Source organism: Glaciecola siphonariae (assembly GCF_042652645.1).
GTDB lineage: Bacteria > Pseudomonadota > Gammaproteobacteria > Enterobacterales > Alteromonadaceae > Glaciecola > Glaciecola siphonariae.
Genome location: NZ_JBHSGU010000017.1, coordinates 47,339 through 67,452 on the forward strand (window position 1 = coordinate 47,339; position 20,114 = coordinate 67,452).

Consider the following 20,114-nt stretch of genomic DNA (forward strand, 5'->3'; position numbering starts at 1 on the left):
TCCATTAGCGGCTATTTTTTATTTTATTTTCTGAATAAAATTGCAAGATAAACCAGTAGTATTGAAGAATTATCCTTATGGCGTTTAACACTATGACAACATGGCAAATCAGCACCATTGATGCGAGCGACACAAATGTTGTGCCAAGCACTGTGGTGAATTCTGATTCGCCTGTTTTACTCAAGGGATTAGTGTCTCAGTGGCCATTAGTGCAAAAAAGCATGCGTTCAAGCAACCATGCAATCGACTATCTTCTTTCTTTTTATAACGGAAAAACGACACTAAGCTGCAAGGGTCTGGGCAAAGACGGTGGACGTTTTTTTTACAACGATGATGTAACAAAGTTAAATTACACCACTTCACGGATGCGCATCGATGATGTCTTAAACGCAATTCGAAAAGGCATAGAAAGCGAAGCCGGCGGTGACAACTATTATATCCCGTCAAATCCAGCAAACACTCATTTCCCGGGTTTTACGGATGATCATGCCATCGTTATTGAAAGCGATGGGCAAAACGATGAGGCACGCCAAGGTATCGTGCCGAACTTGTGGATTGGGGGCAAAACAATTGCCTCATGTCACTATGATGTGCACAAAAATATAGCGTGCTGTACCACGGGTAAGCGCAAGTTTACTTTGTTTCCACCAGAGCAAATAAACAATCTATATCCTGGTCCTTTTGAGGTAACGCCCGGCGGTCCAGTTATCTCGATGGTAGATTTTGCCGCGCCAGATTTTACCAAGCATCCGAGGTTTAAAGATGCACTATCGTCGGCTCAAGAGGTCGAGCTATCGCCTGGAGATGCTTTATATATACCCCCTCTTTGGTGGCATCACGTGGAGGGATTGAACCCATTCAACGTCTTAGTAAATTATTGGTGGGATGAATCACCACGCTATTTGGGTTCACCCATTAACGCCTTGCATGATGCAATGCTGTCAATACGCGATCGAAGCGAAGCAGAGAAGCAAGCATGGAAACACGTATTTGATTATTATATTTTTGGTGACGCTGAACAAAGCCATGACCATCTGCCTGAAAATGCAAAAGGCATATTAGCGCCTCTGGATGAAAACCACGCTAGACGACTACGGTCGCTAATAATAGATAGGTTAAACAAATAGATACAAGCATGACGTTGAGGAGTAGTGTGTGAGTAAGCTCGAACGAAAGAAAATTGTTATCGCCGGTGGCGGAACGTCTGGTTGGTTGGCAGCGGCTGCGCTGTCAAAACAACTGAGCAGCATTTTCGATGTCGTTCTCATTGAATCTGACGATATCGGTACGATTGGTGTTGGTGAAGCCACCATCCCCACTGTGCGCGTTTTTCATAAATTGCTTGGTATTAGCGAGCAAGAGTTTGTGCGGGAGACTAACGCAACATTCAAATTGGGTATTAATTTTGAAAACTGGCGCGTAAAGGGCGAATCTTACTTCCATTCTTTTGGCAAAACAGGCAAAGACTCATATCTAGCGGGTTTTCAACACTTCTGGCTGTACGGCCGCGAACAAGGACTCGTTGACACTTATGGTGATTATTGTTTCGAATTTAAATGCGCGTTAAACGACAAATTTGCAACGTCTGAAAAAGCGAACATTAACTATGCTTATCATCTTGATGCAGGCAAATATGCTCAATACCTAAGAAAGCTCAGTGAAAAGAACAACGCGCAGCGTATCGAGGGCAAAATCAGCGCGGTCAATATTGACCCCGAATCAGGAAATATCACTTCTTTAACACTGGATTCAGGGCAAAACGTTGAAGGTGATTTATTTATAGACTGCACTGGCTTCAAGGCCTTACTCATTGAGGATGCTTTGAAAACTGGCTACGAAGATTGGTCTCATTGGCTTCCATGCGATAGAGCATGGGCAGTACAGACTACCTTGGCCGATAAGCTACCGCCCTATACGCGTGCCATTGCACATGAAAGCGGCTGGCAGTGGCGTATTCCGTTGCAAAACAGAGCGGGAAACGGGCTTGTTTTTAGCACCAAATTCATGGATGAAAGCACGGCCAAAGACAAGCTTATCCAGTCTGTAGACGGCGAGTTGACCAGTGAACCACGACTGATCAAATTTTTAACTGGCCGGCGCTCAAAAGTGTGGAACAAAAATTGTGTCGCACTAGGCTTATCTAGCGGGTTTATTGAACCGCTAGAATCAACCAGCATACATCTGTTCATGACCGGTATCATACGCTTGCTGCGTTTACTGCCGAACTCGAATATTAGTGAAGCAAACGTTGAAGAGTATAACAAGCAGACCGCCACAGAAATCGAACGCATACGAGATTTTATAGTGTTGCATTATCATGTAAATGAACGCGACGATTCAGATTTTTGGCGCTACCTGTCAAATATGGAAATACCCGAGAGCTTAAAACATAGAATCGAGTTGTTTGAACAGAGCGCAAATGTATTTGAATCAGAGTTTGATGTTTTTCAAATTGACTCGTGGGTGCAAGTTCTGCTTGGTCAAGGCGTTTTACCCAAACAGTACCATCCGAGCGTTAAAGCGATGCAAGTGCCAGAACTAGATAAATTTTTGAACTCTTATAAGCAAAGTGTTGAGGCTGCGGTGCAAAAAATGCCGAAGCACAAGGACTTTATCAGTCATTATAGATAGATGCAGGCTGGGTTGAGGACGCGCATTGAATAACGCATCGCAAACTATTCATAATTCGGTTTTATCAACCCCAACAGGATAAAAATGTTTGAGTTAAACCCCAAAATGCAGGTAATGATTGAGAATATCGGACACGAGAATACTAGCGTAATTATTGTAGATGATTTTTTTATTAATTATGACCTGGCAATTCAAGAAGCGGGGCAGGCTGCTTACTCTGCACGTAGAGAAGATGTCGGTGCTTTTTATCCTGGCGTGCGTGCTCCTCTCAGAAAAGACTATGGCTTGCCTATATTGCAATTTGCAGCAAAAACCTTGCACCAAAGGCTGCGGCTGTCGCGCAATATGCAAGTCGTTCCAATGAATGCAAACTACTCGCTCCTTACAAAACAGCCCCAAGATATGGAATTAGCTCAGTGCGTTCCTCACTTCGATACGTCAGAGCCAAACTGTTTTGCCGTCTTGCACTATATGAATCCCGGGGTGTTTGGCGGAACCGGCTTTTACCGCCATCGTCCTAGCGGATATGAAAACATTACTTCGCACAGAGAGTCGAGTTATTTTGCGTCAATGCAGCAGGTATTTGACAGCAAAGGTGCGCCTAAACGGCAATATTTTACTGACTCAGACCACCATTACGAATTGATTCACAAAGTCGACTATAAACCAAATCGTTTCGTGGCCTACCCCACCTCTATTTTACATTCAGCTTATATTGACCAGCCCGAGCGAGACATTTGTGAAGACCCAGTTAAGGGGCGGTTATCGAGCAATTTCTTATTTAAATTTCAGTCAAAGCACGTTGAAGCAGGCAAACAAAAATGAAGCATCTATCGGAAAAAGTTTTACTAGTCATCAGTATTTTTGCATGCATGGCTTGCTCGCCTCAAGAGTCGACCGAGCAGCAGCTTAACGAACCGGCACCGACTGCTAAGGATAAAACCTCGAGCACGGTTCAAGACAAAAGCATCGAGCAAATTGAACGTGAAGCTGAATTGAGAATGAATAATTTCAAGCTGCCAAAAGGCTTTGAAATATCTCTTTGGGCTGACGAGACACAAACGCAAAACCCCGCCTATTTTACCTTTGATTCAAAGGGCGACATGCTGATGGTTGAAACCGCCCGCTTTACCGCTGGCGTAGATGATATTCGCGGTCACGAAAATAAAACCGTCGAGGATATCTACATTACGTCCAATGAAGACCGTCTTGCGATGTATGAAAGGTACGCCGATGAACGCCCTATGTCATACTATCGCACCGGCGATGACATTATTCGCTTACTCAAAGATACCGATGACGATAACAGAGCTGACCATAGCCAAGTATTTTCTGATGGCTACAATGACGTACTCGACGGCATCGGCGCAGGAGTGATTGAGCGAGACGGAAAAGTCTATTACACCAACATTCCCCATCTTTGGCAGCTTGAAGATACCGATGGTGATGGGAGCGCAGACAAGCGAGAATCATTACAGGACGGCTTTGGAATACGCATTAGTTTTTACGGGCATGATTTGCACGGCTTGATATGGGGACCTGACGGTAAACTATACTGGAGCATTGGCGACCGAGGTTTTAACGTCACCACCAAAGAGGGGAATCATTTTTACGGCCCTAATCTAGGTGGTGTCTTTCGCTCAGACCCCGATGGTTCAAACATTGAGTATTTCTATACAGGTCTTCGAAACCCACAAGAACTTGCTTTTGATGAATACGGCAATCTATTTACCGCAGACAACGATGGCGATGGCGGAGATCTAGAGCGAGTCAATTACTTGGTGGAAGGCGGCGACTCAGGCTGGCATGCTGGCCATCAGAGCATTATGAGCTTTACTGAGCGTTTAAAACTTCGTTCTTCTTATTATACCGGTGATCCCAAAATCCCGAATGCGTGGATGACACAAGACCAGTACAAGCCTCGCAACGATAAACAACCCGCGTTTATGCTACCAGCGGTTGGCCCCCTAAATGGCGGGCCCTCTGGCTTAGTTTACAACCCCGGCAGCAGTTTTGGCCCCGATTTAGAAGATACCTTTTTTGTCATTCATTATATGGGCTCTCCAGCACAATCGAATATCACCACATTTACGCTAGAGGATGACGGCGCTACCTTCAACATGGTAAGCAACGATACCTTCTTGCAAGGCTTCAACGCGGTAGATTTGGATTTTGGCCCCGATGGCGCGATGTATATCTCTGAATATAATTATGGCGGTTGGGAGCCTGAATCTCAGGGCGCGGTATATCGCTTATCAAATCCAGATTATGGCAATACCAATACGGTAAAGTTAAATGAAGAGATACTGACCAGTGACTTCGCAGACTTCGATAACGACGAACTTGTCAGCCTAATTAAGAATAAGCATATGCGTATACGGCAGCGCGCGCAGTTTGAATTAGCCAAGCGCGGTGATGCCGGTGCATCGATATTCTCTGCATTAGCAAAAGACACAGAATTAGATGAGATAACGCGCTTACATGGAGTATGGGGTTTAAGCCAAATGTCTTATTATGCGCAAGCGCCAGAACCTATGCTTAATACCATCATGGGTCTGCTAGACGACGATAATGCCCAGGTACGCATTCAAGCAACACGAGCAATGGGCGATCATCGTTATGCACCGAGCGCACAAAAGTTAGTAGATGCTTTAAACGATGAGCATTTGCGCGTAGTCATGTATGCAGGCATCGGTTTGGGTCGTTTATCTTATGCGCCCAGTGTGCCAAGCATTATAGCCGCGCTCAAAAAATATCAAGATAAAGATCTGTGGGTAAGACATGGCCTCACCATGGCGCTTTCTGGTTTGCCACAGTCTTTATGGTGGTCGTATTATCAGGATGATTCAGAACATGTGCGTATGGGCATATTGTTGGCGGCGCGCAGGTTGAAGAGCCCCGACATTGCGGCATTCTTAAATGATGATGCTGAGCATATTGTTAATGAAGCCATTACCGCAATAAACGATTTAGCCATTGTGGAAGCACGCCCCGCCCTCGCCCATTATTTAACAACGCAAATTGGACTTCCCTCAGAGCAGTACCCGCAAGACAAGGTCGGGCAATGGCAACATCATCGCGTGATCAATGCAGCCTATGCGCAAGGCACTGTCCAAGACGCCGTAAATTTATTGCAATATGCAGCCAGTGACGGATTACCGACTCGCCTTGCCAGCGAAGCTCTTTCTGCGATTGAGGCATGGAACAATGTTAACCCTATCGACACAACGACTGGTTTACCTACGCAAGCGGCTCGCAATAGAGAGCCTATTCAAGCCGCAGTGGCAGAATATTTGCCAAAAGTACTGGCAAAGGTACAAGTACAGGCCTTGGTGCAAACTATCCGCTTAGCTGAGACCAACGCAATGGACATTCCTAACAGCGTTTTACTGGCGGCTGCTCAGAACACTGAAAATAGCGCAAAAGTGCGCATCCAAGCGCTCACATATTTAAATAGCCGCGCATTTAATAATATTGAAGATGTTTTATATGAACTAAGCAAAGACGCAGACATCGAGGTTCGCGGCGATGCGCTCACCAAGCTTTTTGATATTAATCCAGAAGCAGGCCTTGCGCAGGCGAAGCTGTTTTTACAAAGCGAGTACAGCAAAGACAATCAAGTCGCATATTCGGTGCTTAGCAAAGGCAAAGGGCCTGAGTATGATGAAATTGCGCTTAGCGCGATGACCGAACTCAACAGGTCTAAACAAACCAATGGTGCGACGCTGGAAATGTTGGACTTTGCCCGCTCACGAGACAACGAAGCGGTTCAGTTGGCCCTCAATGAATATTCAAACTATATCGAGAGCGCAGATATCATGACGCGATACGCCAGTAGTTTATATGGCGGAAGCGTTGAACAAGGGCGCAATATTTTTGCCGGCGGCGGTGCAAGTGAATGCATGCGCTGTCACATGGTTAACTGGAGCGGTGGAGATGTCGGTCCTGACTTGTCTGATATTGGCCGGATGCACGACAATAAATACCTCTTGCAATCTATTGTTGATGTGGGCGCCGCTATTGCGCCTGGATTTGGAACAGTGGTACTCAATCTTAAAGACGGGCGCACTCTCTCGGGCATCTATCAGGGAGAAACTGAACAGATAATTAAAATTGAACGTGAAGAAAACTTGATTGAAGAGTTTGCATTTGAAGATATTGAGACACTGCAACGTCCAATGTCGGGCATGCCTCCTATGCATCGCTTTTTGGATGAATATCAAATTCGCGATCTAGTCGCATATTTGGCAAGTCTAGAACGTGAATATGAAAAAGTTGAGGATGTGCATTAATTGCGTGCAATGAATGCGTGCATTGGGCGTGAACATTGAATGTAAACATCGACCTCAAAAAGATAATCATCACTGAGATATGACGCTAGGGATATAGCCGCTATGTTAACAAAACGAGTACAACTTCGATTGAGCATTTTTTCGAGCATTTATGCCGTAATTATTCTACTCACGCTATCGGCTGCGACGTTTACTTATGCGCAAGTAAAACCATCAAAAAGCAAAGCTGAACACATTGAAGTTGAGGCATTTAGTTTACCCAAACAATCAAAATATTTTAGTCAGGCCACCATAAACGGACTTGCCCAGCAAGACGCGCTTATGCAAAAAGCTCGCGCCAAATGTAATCCTTATACAAAAACGAGTGCACAAGACATTCGCACCTGTGAGGCTCAAATGTATAGCGTTATTATGCCAAAAGCCTTAGCGCGATTTGAGGTTGATATAACGCCGCTCATGATTGATGGTGTACAGACAGATGTTGTTGTGCCTAAAAACGGCATCAGTGCAAACAATCAACACAGAGTTCTGATAAACCTACATGGTGGTGGCTTTAAATATGGCGGTCGCTTTGGTGGACAGCTCGAAAGCATGCCAATTGCTAGCCAAGCGGGTATCAAAGTCATTGCGATTGATTATAAAAAAGCGCCCGATTACCGCTTCCCAGCCGCCAATAAGGACGTAGAAACAGTATATCGGCATCTATTGAAAACCTACCCTGCCGAGAATATTGGCATATTTGGTTGCTCTGCCGGCAGTCGTGTAACCGGGCAAGCAATTGTATGGTTACACAAGCAAGACTTGCCCTCTCCAGGCGCTGCTGCTTTTTTGTGCTCTGCGCCCACCGCCTTAAATGGTGACAGTAATTATTATGCAGCTGCGCTACAGCAGCGCAAGCCCCTTCAAATATCTGATGTAGAGTATTGGGAGGGCCTAGACAGCAATAATAAAGATGCGTTTCCGGGCGATTTTTCTGATGCTTTGACCGTCTTTCCACCGGCACTAATGATAACGTCGACCCGCGACTATTCACTTAGTCCGATGGTGGCGATGCATGCCAAACTCATTGCACTTAATAAGGCCGCGCAACTGCATGTATTTGAGGGTTTCACGCATGCTCAATTTATGAGTATGTATGTGCCAGAGTCTGTACAGACAACAACAATTATGCAGCGTTTTTTTGAACAACATTTAGGCTCACAAGCGCGTGAGTAGCGCTCAAACGATAAGACCCAAAAGTCTCATTGCAGGTGGAGGGGTTGCCGTTTTCGGCCTTATTTTTGCCTTGACTAGCGGGCTCGGTTTTGACGCTAGCTTTACAATAGCTGTGGTTACTTTGTGCGCGATTTGGTGGATAACTGAGGCTATTCCCATCCCCATGACCGCATGTATTCCATTGGCTGCTTTTCCGTTGAGCGGCGTGATATCTCGCAGTGAACTTGGCAGCGCGTTTGGCAATCCTATCAACTTTTTGCTTATTGGTGGCTTTATGCTGTCGATAGCGATGGTCAAATCTAATGCCCACCTGCGCTTAGCCAGCTTGTTGTTCAGCCTCCTGCGGCCTAAAACCGAAAAGCAAATAGTAGTCGCTTTTATGATGTGCTCAGCTTTACTCAGTATGTGGATATCAAACGCTGCGGCGGCAATGATGCTTATTCCTGCTGCACTTGCCACCTTAGATAAAGCCAAGAGTAAACCTGCATTCACCGTGTCGCTCTTACTGGGCATCTGCTATGCCGCAAGCGTGGGAGGTTTGGCAACGCCTATCGGTACACCGCCAAATTTAGTTTTTATGCAGGCCTATGAGCAAGCCACAGGCACGAGCATCAGTTTTATTGACTGGATGTTGTGGGGAATACCCTTTGTAATTGTGCTTCTTCCCATCGTCACCTTTAGACTTACCTCGCGATGCACTAATGCACCGTGTGACAGCAATTTTCAAAAGCGCGCATGGCAAACCGACGAACGACGAGTGTTGGCTATTTTTGTGCTTATTATCATCGCATGGATGACTCGAGGGGACCCGTTTGGTGGCTGGAGCCAATGGTTTAATCTCCCTGCTGCTCACGACGGGTATACTGCGCTATTAGGTGCAATTGCACTGTTTGTAGTGCCAAATGGGCATGGCAAACCTTTACTCGAATGGGAGCAAGCCAAAGAATTACCGTGGGGAGTAATTTTATTGGTATCGGGTGGCATTGCAATCTCGCTTGCGCTTCGCAATACCGGCTTAATCAGCGATTTTACCAAGCATTTTGAAGCCTTTTCAAACTGGCCGATTTGGCTGATGATTGGGCTCATTTGTTTATCGATTACGTTTATCACGGAAATTATGAGCAACACGGCATGCGCGGCGCTCATGATGCCCATTCTTGCAGCCCTTGCGATTGCAATAAATGTAGACCCAATGTTACTAATGCTGCCGGCCGCGATGACCGCTAGCTGCGCGTTTATGATGCCTATGGCAACTGCGCCAAACGCTATCGTATTTGGCACGCAGCGTATTGCTATACAAGACATGTTGCGCATGGGTGCGCCGCTAAATGTGGCTTGCGTTGTGGCCGTTGTGGTGCTTATGTTTATTCTAAACCTATAAGGAAATATCAATTATGAAGACGCTATTGGTAACACTTTTGTTGTTGCTCGGACTTAAGGCTCACGCTACGGACTTTTCTCAGTATGAAAAACATCAATACGCCAATGCTGATATTGTGCAAAATCAGTCGTTGCCCTATCGTATGCTCATGCCCGATAATTTCGATGCTAAGAAAAAGTACCCACTGATATTGATGCTACACGGCGCGGGCGAGCGCGGCGATGATAACATTGCACAGCTTACCCATGGTGCTGAGATGTTTTTGACTGAGCAATTCAGGTCGACCTATCCTGCCATTATTGTTTTTCCGCAGGCTGCCAAAGATGATTACTGGGTAAATGTGGATGTTAAGCGCGACACTCGACCTATTGAGTTCACTTTTAAAGTGGATGCAGCCAAAACGCCTTCTATGCAGTTACTTTTAGGCTTAGTAGAAGAACTATCAAACACTCCATACATTGACTCAGATAAGATGGCAGTTATGGGACTTTCTATGGGCGCAATGGGAACCTATGACATTATTTCTACCCTGCCGGGCACATTTAAAGCTGCCGTGCCTATTTGCGGAGGCGGCCATCCTGACCTAGTTAATACTATGGATTTAAGTGCGCCGGTTTGGGCCTTTCATGGTGAGCTTGACGATGTGGTAGCAGTGGCTGAATCGAAAAAGATGGTCAACGCAATCAATGCTGCAGGTGGAAATGCGAAGCTTACTATTTACCCTGATGTGAAGCACAACAGCTGGGATAATGCCTTTGCTGAGGCGAACTTGCTACCTTGGGTGTTTTCTCACCTCAAAAACTGAGAGCCAAGTTTGTAAAAAATCAGTGGGGTTAATTAGGACGTATTGTTCAAAGCATCGGTACAAATTTAAAGAAAGCGACTGTGTTGCACAGCCGCTTTTTTGATTTTAGTTACAGCACATTTTCAAGTTTGAAGTCGACCCACTTTTGATCGGCGCGCGTTGCCGCGACGCAGTTTTCAATAAATGCCATTCCTCTAATCGCTTCATCAATACCGGGCGCTTTACTGCTAAGTTTTGCACTGGCCTCATCATCTTTAAATGCTCGCACCTGACGCGCAAAGTCCATATAAAGATTTGCGAACGCCTCCAAGTAACCCTCTGGGTGGCCTGCTGGTGTGCGCATTGAGCCGGCAGCCACTGGGTGGAAACTGCCAACACCCGTGCGTATCAATTGCGCCGGTTTATCGTTATATTTCATAATTAAGGTGTTTGGCTCTTGTTGATGCCACTCTATACCCGCCTTGGTGCCATAAATACGAATATTAAGGTTATTCTCCTCACCTACACTAATTTGACTCGCAATAAGCACGCCTTTCGCACCATTGCTAAAGCGCAATAGCACGTTTCCGTCATCGTCTATTTCACGACCCGCCACTACTGGCTGAAGGTCTGCACATAATTTAGTGATTTCTAAACCACTCATAAACTCCGCTAAGTTAGCTGCATGTACGCCTATATCACCCATACAGCAGCTCACGCCTGCGCGTTTTGGATCAAGGCGCCAGCTTGCCTGCTTATTATCAGGCCCTGGAGGTTCAGACAGCCATCCTTGAGAGTATTCCGCAACTACCTTGGTGATTTCACCTAATTCCCCTGCTGCAATTCTATCGCGGGCCTCTCTTACTAATGGATATCCGGTATAAGTATGTGTTAGACCATATAAAACATCGTGCTTATCAAGCACTTCTTTGAGCGCAATCGCTTCATCTAAGGTAAAGGTTGCTGGCTTATCGGACATCACATGAAAGCCTGCTTCAATCGCAGCTTTAGCTACAGGAAAATGCAAATGATTCGGCGTGACCACAGAGACGAACTGCATACGCTGTTCTTCGGGGAGGGCAGCTTCTTTCTCAAACATTTCGGCGTATGTTGCATAACAGCGCTCTGGATTTATGTGCAGGGCCTTTCCGGTTGCTAAACAATTTTCATGTGAGGAGCTAAATGCACCGCATACTAATTCAATCTCACCGTCTATTGAGGCCGCAGCTCTGTGCACAGCGCCAATAAATGCTCCCTGCCCGCCGCCGACCATACCCATGCGGACTTTATTATTAAATTCACTCATGCTATTACCTAATTTGTTAACAATATGTTGCATAGTATAGTAGCGCGCTATGATAATGAATATGATTTTATCGGACGGTGCTGCAAGCATTTCAGCGTTACAATTTCCTGCAAATAAAGAGAACTGAGAGTAGATGGAAATCAAACAAAACGATATCAAGGAGTGTCATATCGATGCTTTAGTAGAGGCGTTTGAACTTGTGCCAGATGTACTGTTTTGGATTAAAGACCTTGAAGGTCAGTGGGTTTATGCAAATACGCTTTTTATTGAGCACCTTGGATGTAGCTCACTTTCGCAAGTATACGGTAAAACTGATTTTGATTTTTTTCCGCCGCACCTCGCAAAACAATATGTATATGACGACCAAAAACTGTTAAATGGCGAGCTTATAACCGCGCGCCTTGAAATGAATATGACTCGCGATGGCGAGCTCGCTTGGTTTTCTACCTCTAAGAGACCGCTACTGGCAAGTGATGGCTCTGTAGTTGGAAACTATGGTATTACGCGGCATTTCCAAAAGTCATCTCAGGCGCTCTCGGTGTTTGAGTCAGTTAGAGTACCGGTAGAATACATCAGACAAAATTACCATAAACACATCACGCTAAAAGAGCTAGCTGAACTTACGCATTTATCGGTAAGTGCGCTTGAACGCAGATTTAAAAAGCATCTTTCCAAAACACCTTCACGACTAATTAATGAAGTAAGACTAGAGAATGCTAGGCGTCTACTTATGGAAACCAATCTCCCAGTATCTGACATCGCGTACCAAACTGGCTTTAGTGACCACAGCTATTTCACCAAGCAGTTTAAGCAGTTTTTCGGTATGCACCCGTCAAAAATGCGAGGGCAAATAAAACAAAACTAAGCGGGCGCGACAAATGTCAACGCCGCCTAGCATGACACACACTCGGTACAATTGAGCAACAACTGATGTTATTGCTCAGGATCTGCATCTTCAGGTAAGCCGTCAGGGTAGCCACCTTCAGGGTGTTTCTTAAGCAACTCGCTAGCGGTCCAAAAACCGCGGTCTTTAGGCGAGCTTGCGCGCACGCGTTTAACCAAATCGGCATACACTGGCTTCGCCTCGTTGCCCCATGCGTTTCGCACGTACGTTAGTACTGCCGCAATTTCGTCATCGTCTAGCATGTTGCCAAACGCGGTCATCGGTACATGACCATCGTACTTGACGCCTTTGACGTAAATTCGTTTCATCAAACCATGTAAGATAACATCGGCGGTAACTGCCGGATTACCGGTTACCCACTCGGTCCCTACAAGAGGCGGGAAGCCAGCGATGGGAAGACCTTTACCGTCAGGCTGATGGCACGTCGCACAGTAGCCTTCGCGGTTATAAATCTCTTTTCCTTTTTGATATTTGGCAAGCGCAGGGCCTGTAAGGTGAGCCGCTTCGTTCTCAATTTCAGCGAGCTGCTCTGTCCACTTACCACCAAGATTGCCCACGGTTTGTAAAAACGCCGTGCGCATCCACGGGCCTAAGGGGCCACCCTCTAACTCGCCGGCTTTATATAGGGCATCGAGCGCGTCTGGGCTATCAATCCAAGAAATACCAACGATACCCTCTAAACGGACCCGACCATGCTCATCGCCGGTAGCTTTGGCCATGATTGCTATAGCGTCTTTCGTATCGTATTCGTAAAGGTGAAGACGAACCGCTTTAACTGCGGCTGCTCGCACATGGTAATTCTCATGCTCTAGAAGCTTGGCCGCGAAAGCTTTGTCTTGGTCATTATCAAAACGGCTGATCCATAGCGCCTCAGTTAAATGCACATCGTAGTCTGGGTGAGATTTATCGAGTGACGCGACATATCGTTCCTTAGCTTTTTGTACGTCCGCAAAGTCGTGCTCGCGTATTTCTCGGCGCACTCGATAACGCAAGCGATAGTCAGGTGACGTAAGATAAGAAAACAGGGTATCTAATGACTCTCCCACAACCGGAACAGGTTTAACCAAAGGGCGTTCTTTGTGCTTAACGCGATAGATTCGCCCGTGGGCATGGTCGCGGAGCGGGTCACGCGCATTGTGCTGCATATGACCAATGAGCTGATTGTGCCAATCCACTACATATAGAGAACCATCAGCCGCAAACTCTAAATCTACTGGCCTAAAGTTAGGGTCGGTGGATGTGTATAAATCCTGACGCCACGTACTCACATAGCCTGTGCCGTCATCTTTGAGTGTGTGCTGCTTGGCACCCAAGAACCCAATTACGTTGTTGAGTATAAAATCTCCCTGCATTTCCTCTGGGAAATGCTGACTGTACACAAACTCTAAACCAGAGGTAGGACGCACTCTGTGGTCCGATTCAATCAATGTGTCGGTGCCAAGAGAAAGCTGTCCATAACGCGTTTTTAACTCGACCGGAAGCATCCAATATACGGCTGGGTCAGAGGTGTTCATGAAGAAGTTTTGGCCCCACTTATCAAACGCAATGCCCCAAGGATTTGGCGCGTGATTTTGCACGATGCGCTGCAGGCGCTGTGTGCGTGGGTCAAAGCGATAGAATCCTGCATTCACCGCTCTTACCGGACCGTATGCAGTCTCAACATTGGTGTGCAAAAACACCCCTTCCTGCATTATAATTCCGCCAAAGGGGTCTGCTATAAAACCGCTGATCGCATGGTGGGTATCGTGAGTATCAAAACCCGACAGTATAATTTCATAGGTGTCCGCTTTGTCATCCCCATCTGTATCTTGTAGCAATACAAGATTCGGCGCTTGCGAGACATATACCCCATACTCGGTCAACTCAAAGCCTATGGGTAGGTTTAAGTTTTCAGCAAAAACAATTTCTTTGTCTGCCTTGCCGTCATTGTCGGTGTCTTCATAGATAAGAATTTTATCATTTGGCTTAGGGTCGCCTGGCTTATAATGTGGATAACTCTCTAGCGTAGATATCCAAAGCCGGCCTTGGTTGTCAAAAGCCATTTGCGCTGGATTCGCTAAATTAGGAAATTCTTTTTCAGAAGCAAACATCTCTATTTCAAAACCGTCTGCTACAGTAAAGTCCTTCAGCGCGTCTTCACCATACTTGTAAGCTTGCACGTTATCTTCAGATACGTTGGACTTAATTTTATCAAGCTTTTGCGTGTTAGCATCAGCCGCCGCAAGATCAAACGCTTCACCGCGCAGTAAGCTCCAAATTTGCTTATCGCGATTCTCAGTCATTTGTACAACTTTTAGTGTTTCTTGTGGATAGTTGTCTACGCCATAAGGCTCAAACCGTCTGCCGTCAACGTGTACGCCATTTGGCATTTGATAACGCTTAAACCAGTACCAATTTTTGTCTAGCACCGCTTCAAGCAGCGACGCATGCGTCGCGTCATCAAGCGCGACATCTTCAGCAGTAAACAAAGCATCACTTAAAATAGTCGAAAGCTGCTCATACCCCGCTTTATTCAGATGCGCACCGTTAACTGTAAGTTGAAGATCGGTGCTCTCAAACATCTTTTTGGTTGGCGTGTATAAATCGACAAAATGAATCCCGCGCTGATTGGCTATCTCAGCCATTGCTTGGGTATAGGCGGCTAGGTTTTTGTTTGTCTGCTTGCCATCAGGGAGTGGGTATTTATCTGACAGGTCTTGAAATGCAATCGGCGAAACCAGTACAAGTTTCGAAATATCGCCGTCATTATACTTATTCGCCAATGAATGATTGATGAAGTTTGATAACTCTGCACGATAATTTTCTAATCCCTCTGGACCATCAAACGACTCATTAAAACCGAAGAACGCGATAATTACATCAGGCTGAATGTCATACAGCCACTCGTCACTGGTAGGGTGAAAACCTTCTCCACTGTGGTGTAGTTTGTCTGGATGGTAGCGTTCAGCGCCCGGGAACGCCCATTGAGTATTGCGCGAAGAGTGCGGCCTAAATCCTGGCGTGTAGCCAGGTTTAGCCAATGTACGGATGGTAATATTTTTATCTGCGTGGCGCGAATACACCTCAGATTCAAAAAAGCCATGGTAAAGCATGCGCTCGGGTAGTCCGTTTCCAAGCAGCAACACCGTATCGCCCTCTTCGAGCGTTACTTTCGGAGACTGACCTAGCGCCTCAAGCTCTTCTACAGTTAAAATAGACCGTGCTGAACTGCCTAACGCAAAATCGTTTACCGTTAGACCGCGTTTAATGAAGTAATCGGTGTCTTGAAAACCAAAGAAAGACGGTTCGAATTCATCAACATATGACACATCTGCCTGAGCTGGCACGTTCATGTCAAGTAGGTAGTATGCTGCATTTACGACCAAGCGTCGTGCGCTTTCTTCTTGAAAATCATACGCTGCACCACCGGTGGTCGCAAAAACTTTCCCTTCTTTTTTACCATCGGGCGTCGGATACGTTTTTACCCATGCTAGTGGCATCATTGGGTCATTTTTAGGGCCGTCTAACATCTTTGAGTCAGGCGATAAGGACTGCGTCACAGCACCTCTTAACAATACGGTTGCAGCGTCTTGGTCTAAGTTTTCAATACCGTAAATATCTGACCACATAAAAAAGCTGCTTACGTCTGTCAAAATAGGATGATCGGCGTTTTCTTCGACCTCTACACTTCGACCACCCTCAACCGCATGTATACCGTGGTGATAAAGCCAGTTTTCACCCACCACATTCAGACCAAAGTTTTGCCAATCATAGCCACCGTATTTATCATCGTTATTAAAAGGATGCGTAGCTGTGCGTAGCGCAATGATAGGTTTGGCTTGATTAAAATAATCTAAAAAGTGCTGGAGTTGCTCTCCTGGCAAAATACGCCAGCGAGTCGCCAAAATCATAAGGTCGGCATCTTTCAAAGCTGAAAGATTCGGAATATTGGTGATATCGTTCGGATTAACTAGCCCTGTCTCGCGGTCTATTGCAAACAATACAGTGGTTTTAAAACCATGTCGCTGAGACAAAATTTTGGCCAGCATTGGCATAGATTCTTCAGAACGATACTCTTCATCGCCCGACACCAAAACAATGTGTTTACCGTTCGCTATACTGGCGGGAGCCTCAAAGACTAAATGGTCGATACCGTTTGCAGAGCTCAAGCTTGAAAACAGCAGCAATGTCGCTGCGGTAAACATGTACGTAATTGATTGTATTAAGACTTTCACTTTTGGTGCTACTCCGATTGATGTTCTGTCGACAAATCTGCTTTTGACTTATTCGACAGACTAAAACACTACGTTTAATTGGTATCTGCCATTTGCGGCTGAATGCTAGCTATCAAAGCATCGAACTGCTGACACAAAAGAACGTTTACACAATTATGTCACGCAACGTTAATTATTTGTTAATAGTACTGCTTTGGCGCGCGTTTAGCGTATAATTTTTTCGTTAAAAACTATAATTATTTCGGCGCTCACTGAATTAGTGCAAATTCGACTGTCAAGCTAGGTGTCCAATCATTTCGCAAGGTAAGCTTCAAAACGGTCAAAGAACGCTTGGTACATTTGCTCTCCATCGATTTGGCTAATATAGGTGATGTCTCTGTCGCCATAATCTTTTGATGTTCTCACTTGGGTTGTTTCAATCCATTCTGGGTCACTCATGGCATAGATAAGCGCTAGGTCCCATATGGCGCGCGCCTGCCTTGAGCCATCCATATGATTGGTCCAACGGTCTACCAACAAATCACCTAGCGGATGAGTGCCTTTTAAGCGCTGTGCGGTCTCGGCATAATCAAACTGCATATCGTATGCAACGTTAACGGGTATGACTGTCATGGGCACTGAAGAGTTCAGGAGGTAGTGCAAAGCTTGTGTATCCATGATGCAATTAAAATCAGTAGTGCCCATTATCTCCTTTTCAAAATCGTATGAACTACCTAACCAAAAGAGACTAATCTTATCGGCAATACTCGAATCAATGAATAAGGCTGAGGCCACATTGGTCAATGCTCCTAAGGCAATGACAGTAAGACGTTCACCTTCTGCCATGTTATGCGCTTGCTTAATAATTTCGTACGCCGCTGCAGAATGTTGCGCTTGGTCACCCCAGTCGTACATGCGCGCTGGCGCTCCGCGTTTAGTTGGTACCTGCATTTGCAAATGCCCTGTGAGCACTTGGTTTAGACGGTGGCTGTCTTCCATCGATGTAGGGCTTGTCCAATGGCTAGTTTGCCAGTGTGCTGCGTTCAGGGCTACCACATTCCAAGAGGGCTCTATTAAGGCTGCAACCACCGCGTAAAGGTCATCTATTTCATTCGCCGTATCCGCATCAAGCACAATGGTAGGATTAAATGCCAACTTAGTCTCTTCAGCGGCAGCTTCGTTTGTTAATAAGCCTGCACATAACAAGGCAAAAATCGCGATTGATGTTCTCATATTTACCGTCCTTTTTTGTAAGGCTATTTACGCTGTATAGCTTTAATTATTACTACCACTTGGTGTTTGATTAATAATTTTTACTTTTTCGAAAGAGTGACTTGCTTTACCCATAAATCTTTACCGCCACTGTCTTTTGCAAAACGTACTTGCAGTTCCTGTACACCTGCAGCTAGGTCAATAACGCCCATATCTAAAGAGGACCACGTTAAATCAGGTGCCTCATCGGTGTAATATTGGCGCGGTGTTGATAGGTTTTGCGCTTCAAAGCCCGCAATATTCGATAACTCTAAAGTCTGACTACCCGCGCTTATCTGCACGCTTCCTGCATGTACATCACCGCCCTCGGTGGCATAGTCAACTAATACTTGATAAGGCCCTGGCGTGAGCACTTTGAGGGGCCAATAAACCTCGCCGACCTCCTCAGACGTAGGTAGCAAATAGTCATGCGACCAACCTGCCCCATGCGCATACTTCATATTGCTTCGTATCAAGCCCTCATGCGCAGGTAGCTCGACTATTTCATCCTGACTATGGCCCAGCTCAACGGGTAAGGTAGTGTAGGGGCCATGGGCCGCTGTTATATCTTGATACCAGCTTAGATACTTCTGTTTGTAATCTGCCAAAATTTCAGGCATTTGAGCGGATAAATCTGTAGTTTGCTCAGGGTCAGCTTCAATATCAAACAATTTCCATACTCCGTTCTCACCCACTAACGCGGTGAACTTTTGTGTTCTTACCGCCCCTGGGATGGGATGTATGGGGTCTGCCGAGGAATCTTTGCTGATCTGAAACCGATGTGTGTACAAAGCTCTGTTTGGCCAGTCCGAATCTTGCTCGAACATGAGAGGACTCAAGTCTTTTCCATCAAAACGCGTTTGGTCATACGGTATATTAGCCAAACTGAGCAAGGTAGGAACAATGTCGATATGTTGCGTGACTGGCACAATGGCGCGCTTTTTAGACAGTTTACTTGGCCAAGAAATAATAAGTGGTGAGCGAACTCCACCCTCATCAACAAGCCCTTTATGCCCTTTTAAGCCTGCATTATATCGAGACTGACCCGCGGGGAAGGCCGGACCGTTATCCGACATGAATAACACGATTGTATTATCTAACAATTCCAGATTATCCAGTGTGTCAAGCACGCGCTGTATATTGATATCGATATTCTCAACCATGCCGTAAATAGATGCATTCACATCTGATAGTCCCTTCGCTTTATATTTTTCAAACAAAGCGCCCGGAGCCTGAAATGGGCCATGGGGGGTGTTAAAACTAAGCATACTAAAAAAAGCATGATTATTTTGTGCACTTCGTTCAATGAAATCGATGGCTTTGTCGGTAATTGCATCTGCTACATAACCAGCGTACTGAACTCGTTCAGTCTTGGCTTTCGCTGTACTTTGGTGCAAATAATTATCGTAGTATTCTGAAAGATGCCCTGCTGAGAATCCATAAAACTCATCAAAGCCCTGACCAATGGGGTCATGCGGATATTGAAGACCATTATGCCATTTGCCAAACAAACCGCTTTTATAGCCCGCTGGTTTTAATAATTCGGCGAGGGTGTCGTTATCTGAGTGCATCTTTTCTCCGCCGCGGGTCACATGAAACACGCCGGTTGATAAATAATGTTTACCTGTTAACAAACTCGCGCGTGTTGGGGCACAAACGGGGCTTACATAAAAACGATTAAAACTCACCCCCTGCTTGTGAAGTTCGTCGAGAGTTGGTGTTTCAATAATGTCATTACCGGTGTAGCCTAAATCTCCATAGCCTTGGTCATCGGTTAAAATAAGCAAAATATTGGGCGGTTGTTGGCTTGATGTTTGTGTTTGCTGCCCGTCGTTAGGATTATTTACAGGCGTACACGCCAGCAATATGCTGCTCATTAACGAAATGGCTACTAGGCGATTCAACAAAATACGCTCCTTTTTACTCTGTAAGCATGACTCTTTCATCACACTCTTTGAACACGGCTCTTTGATCACGACTATTCGATAATAAAGAGTCCAAAAATAATCATTCAATGGGAGTTTTATAACATAAGATTTACATATACTCGAAGGTGGATTTTTACACCCTCAAGATGCTTTTACTTTTGTGTTATCTATTTTTATATTTATGGAATCTATAGAAACGAAAAACGCGGGCCAGCTCCTGGTTATCCGC

The 20,114-nt window shown here is 45.6% G+C and carries 12 protein-coding genes; 8 read left to right on the forward strand and 4 right to left on the reverse strand.

The genetic code is table 11. The features are described 5' to 3' along the window. The first annotated feature begins 77 nt into the window (after positions 1 to 77). The 7 genes from ACFO4O_RS15520 (at position 78) to ACFO4O_RS15550 (ending at position 10,324) form a co-directional block, all read left to right on the forward strand. Positions 78 to 1,127 (forward strand): cupin-like domain-containing protein, encoded by a 1,050-nt coding sequence (locus ACFO4O_RS15520; RefSeq protein ID WP_382410168.1) that lies wholly within the window; start codon positions 78 to 80, stop codon positions 1,125 to 1,127. Between the two features lie 28 nt (positions 1,128 to 1,155). After that, a complete protein-coding gene (locus ACFO4O_RS15525) occupies positions 1,156 to 2,631 on the forward strand; it encodes a tryptophan halogenase family protein (protein ID WP_382410170.1) in 1,476 nt (491 codons plus the stop codon). An 84-nt stretch (positions 2,632 to 2,715) separates the two neighbouring features. Continuing rightward, a complete protein-coding gene (locus ACFO4O_RS15530; protein ID WP_382410172.1) occupies positions 2,716 to 3,456 on the forward strand; it encodes a DUF6445 family protein in 741 nt (246 codons plus the stop codon). Next, positions 3,453 to 6,923, forward strand: coding sequence for a DUF7133 domain-containing protein (locus ACFO4O_RS15535; RefSeq protein WP_382410174.1), 3,471 nt, complete (start codon positions 3,453 to 3,455; stop codon positions 6,921 to 6,923). The genes ACFO4O_RS15530 and ACFO4O_RS15535 overlap by 4 nt, the downstream gene beginning before the upstream one ends. 102 nt (positions 6,924 to 7,025) lie before the next feature. After that, positions 7,026 to 8,138 carry an alpha/beta hydrolase gene (locus tag ACFO4O_RS15540; protein WP_382410176.1) on the forward strand — a complete coding sequence of 371 codons (1,113 nt, stop codon included), beginning with the start codon at positions 7,026 to 7,028 and terminating at the stop codon, positions 8,136 to 8,138. After that, the gene (locus ACFO4O_RS15545) at positions 8,131 to 9,519 is read left to right on the forward strand and encodes an SLC13 family permease (RefSeq protein WP_382410178.1); all 1,389 of its coding nucleotides are present in this window, start codon (positions 8,131 to 8,133) and stop codon (positions 9,517 to 9,519) included. The genes ACFO4O_RS15540 and ACFO4O_RS15545 overlap by 8 nt, the downstream gene beginning before the upstream one ends. A gap of 13 nt (positions 9,520 to 9,532) precedes the next feature. Continuing rightward, entirely contained in the window at positions 9,533 to 10,324 is a 792-nt protein-coding gene (locus ACFO4O_RS15550; RefSeq protein ID WP_382410180.1) for a carboxylesterase family protein, read from the forward strand. A 109-nt stretch (positions 10,325 to 10,433) separates the two neighbouring features. Here the strand turns inward: ACFO4O_RS15550 and ACFO4O_RS15555 are convergent, their stop codons facing one another. After that, positions 10,434 to 11,609 (reverse strand): Gfo/Idh/MocA family protein, encoded by a 1,176-nt coding sequence (locus ACFO4O_RS15555; protein ID WP_382410182.1) that lies wholly within the window; start codon positions 11,607 to 11,609, stop codon positions 10,434 to 10,436. A 133-nt stretch (positions 11,610 to 11,742) separates the two neighbouring features. On the opposite strand from ACFO4O_RS15555, the gene ACFO4O_RS15560 reads away from it, so the two are divergent. Continuing rightward, entirely contained in the window at positions 11,743 to 12,474 is a 732-nt protein-coding gene (locus ACFO4O_RS15560) for a helix-turn-helix domain-containing protein (RefSeq protein ID WP_382410184.1), read from the forward strand. A gap of 68 nt (positions 12,475 to 12,542) precedes the next feature. Here ACFO4O_RS15560 and ACFO4O_RS15565 read toward each other — a convergent pair whose 3' ends face one another. The 3 genes from ACFO4O_RS15565 to ACFO4O_RS15575 all read right to left on the reverse strand — a co-directional run bounded on the left by ACFO4O_RS15565 (position 12,543) and on the right by ACFO4O_RS15575 (position 19,903). Then, positions 12,543 to 16,727 (reverse strand): PVC-type heme-binding CxxCH protein, encoded by a 4,185-nt coding sequence (locus ACFO4O_RS15565; protein ID WP_382410185.1) that lies wholly within the window; start codon positions 16,725 to 16,727, stop codon positions 12,543 to 12,545. A gap of 291 nt (positions 16,728 to 17,018) precedes the next feature. Further along, complete coding sequence (locus ACFO4O_RS15570) at positions 17,019 to 17,939, reverse strand: nucleoside hydrolase (protein WP_382410187.1); 921 nt, start codon at positions 17,937 to 17,939, stop codon at positions 17,019 to 17,021. An 80-nt stretch (positions 17,940 to 18,019) separates the two neighbouring features. Continuing rightward, complete coding sequence (locus tag ACFO4O_RS15575; RefSeq protein ID WP_382410189.1) at positions 18,020 to 19,903, reverse strand: arylsulfatase; 1,884 nt, start codon at positions 19,901 to 19,903, stop codon at positions 18,020 to 18,022. Positions 19,904 to 20,114 lie beyond the last annotated feature (211 nt).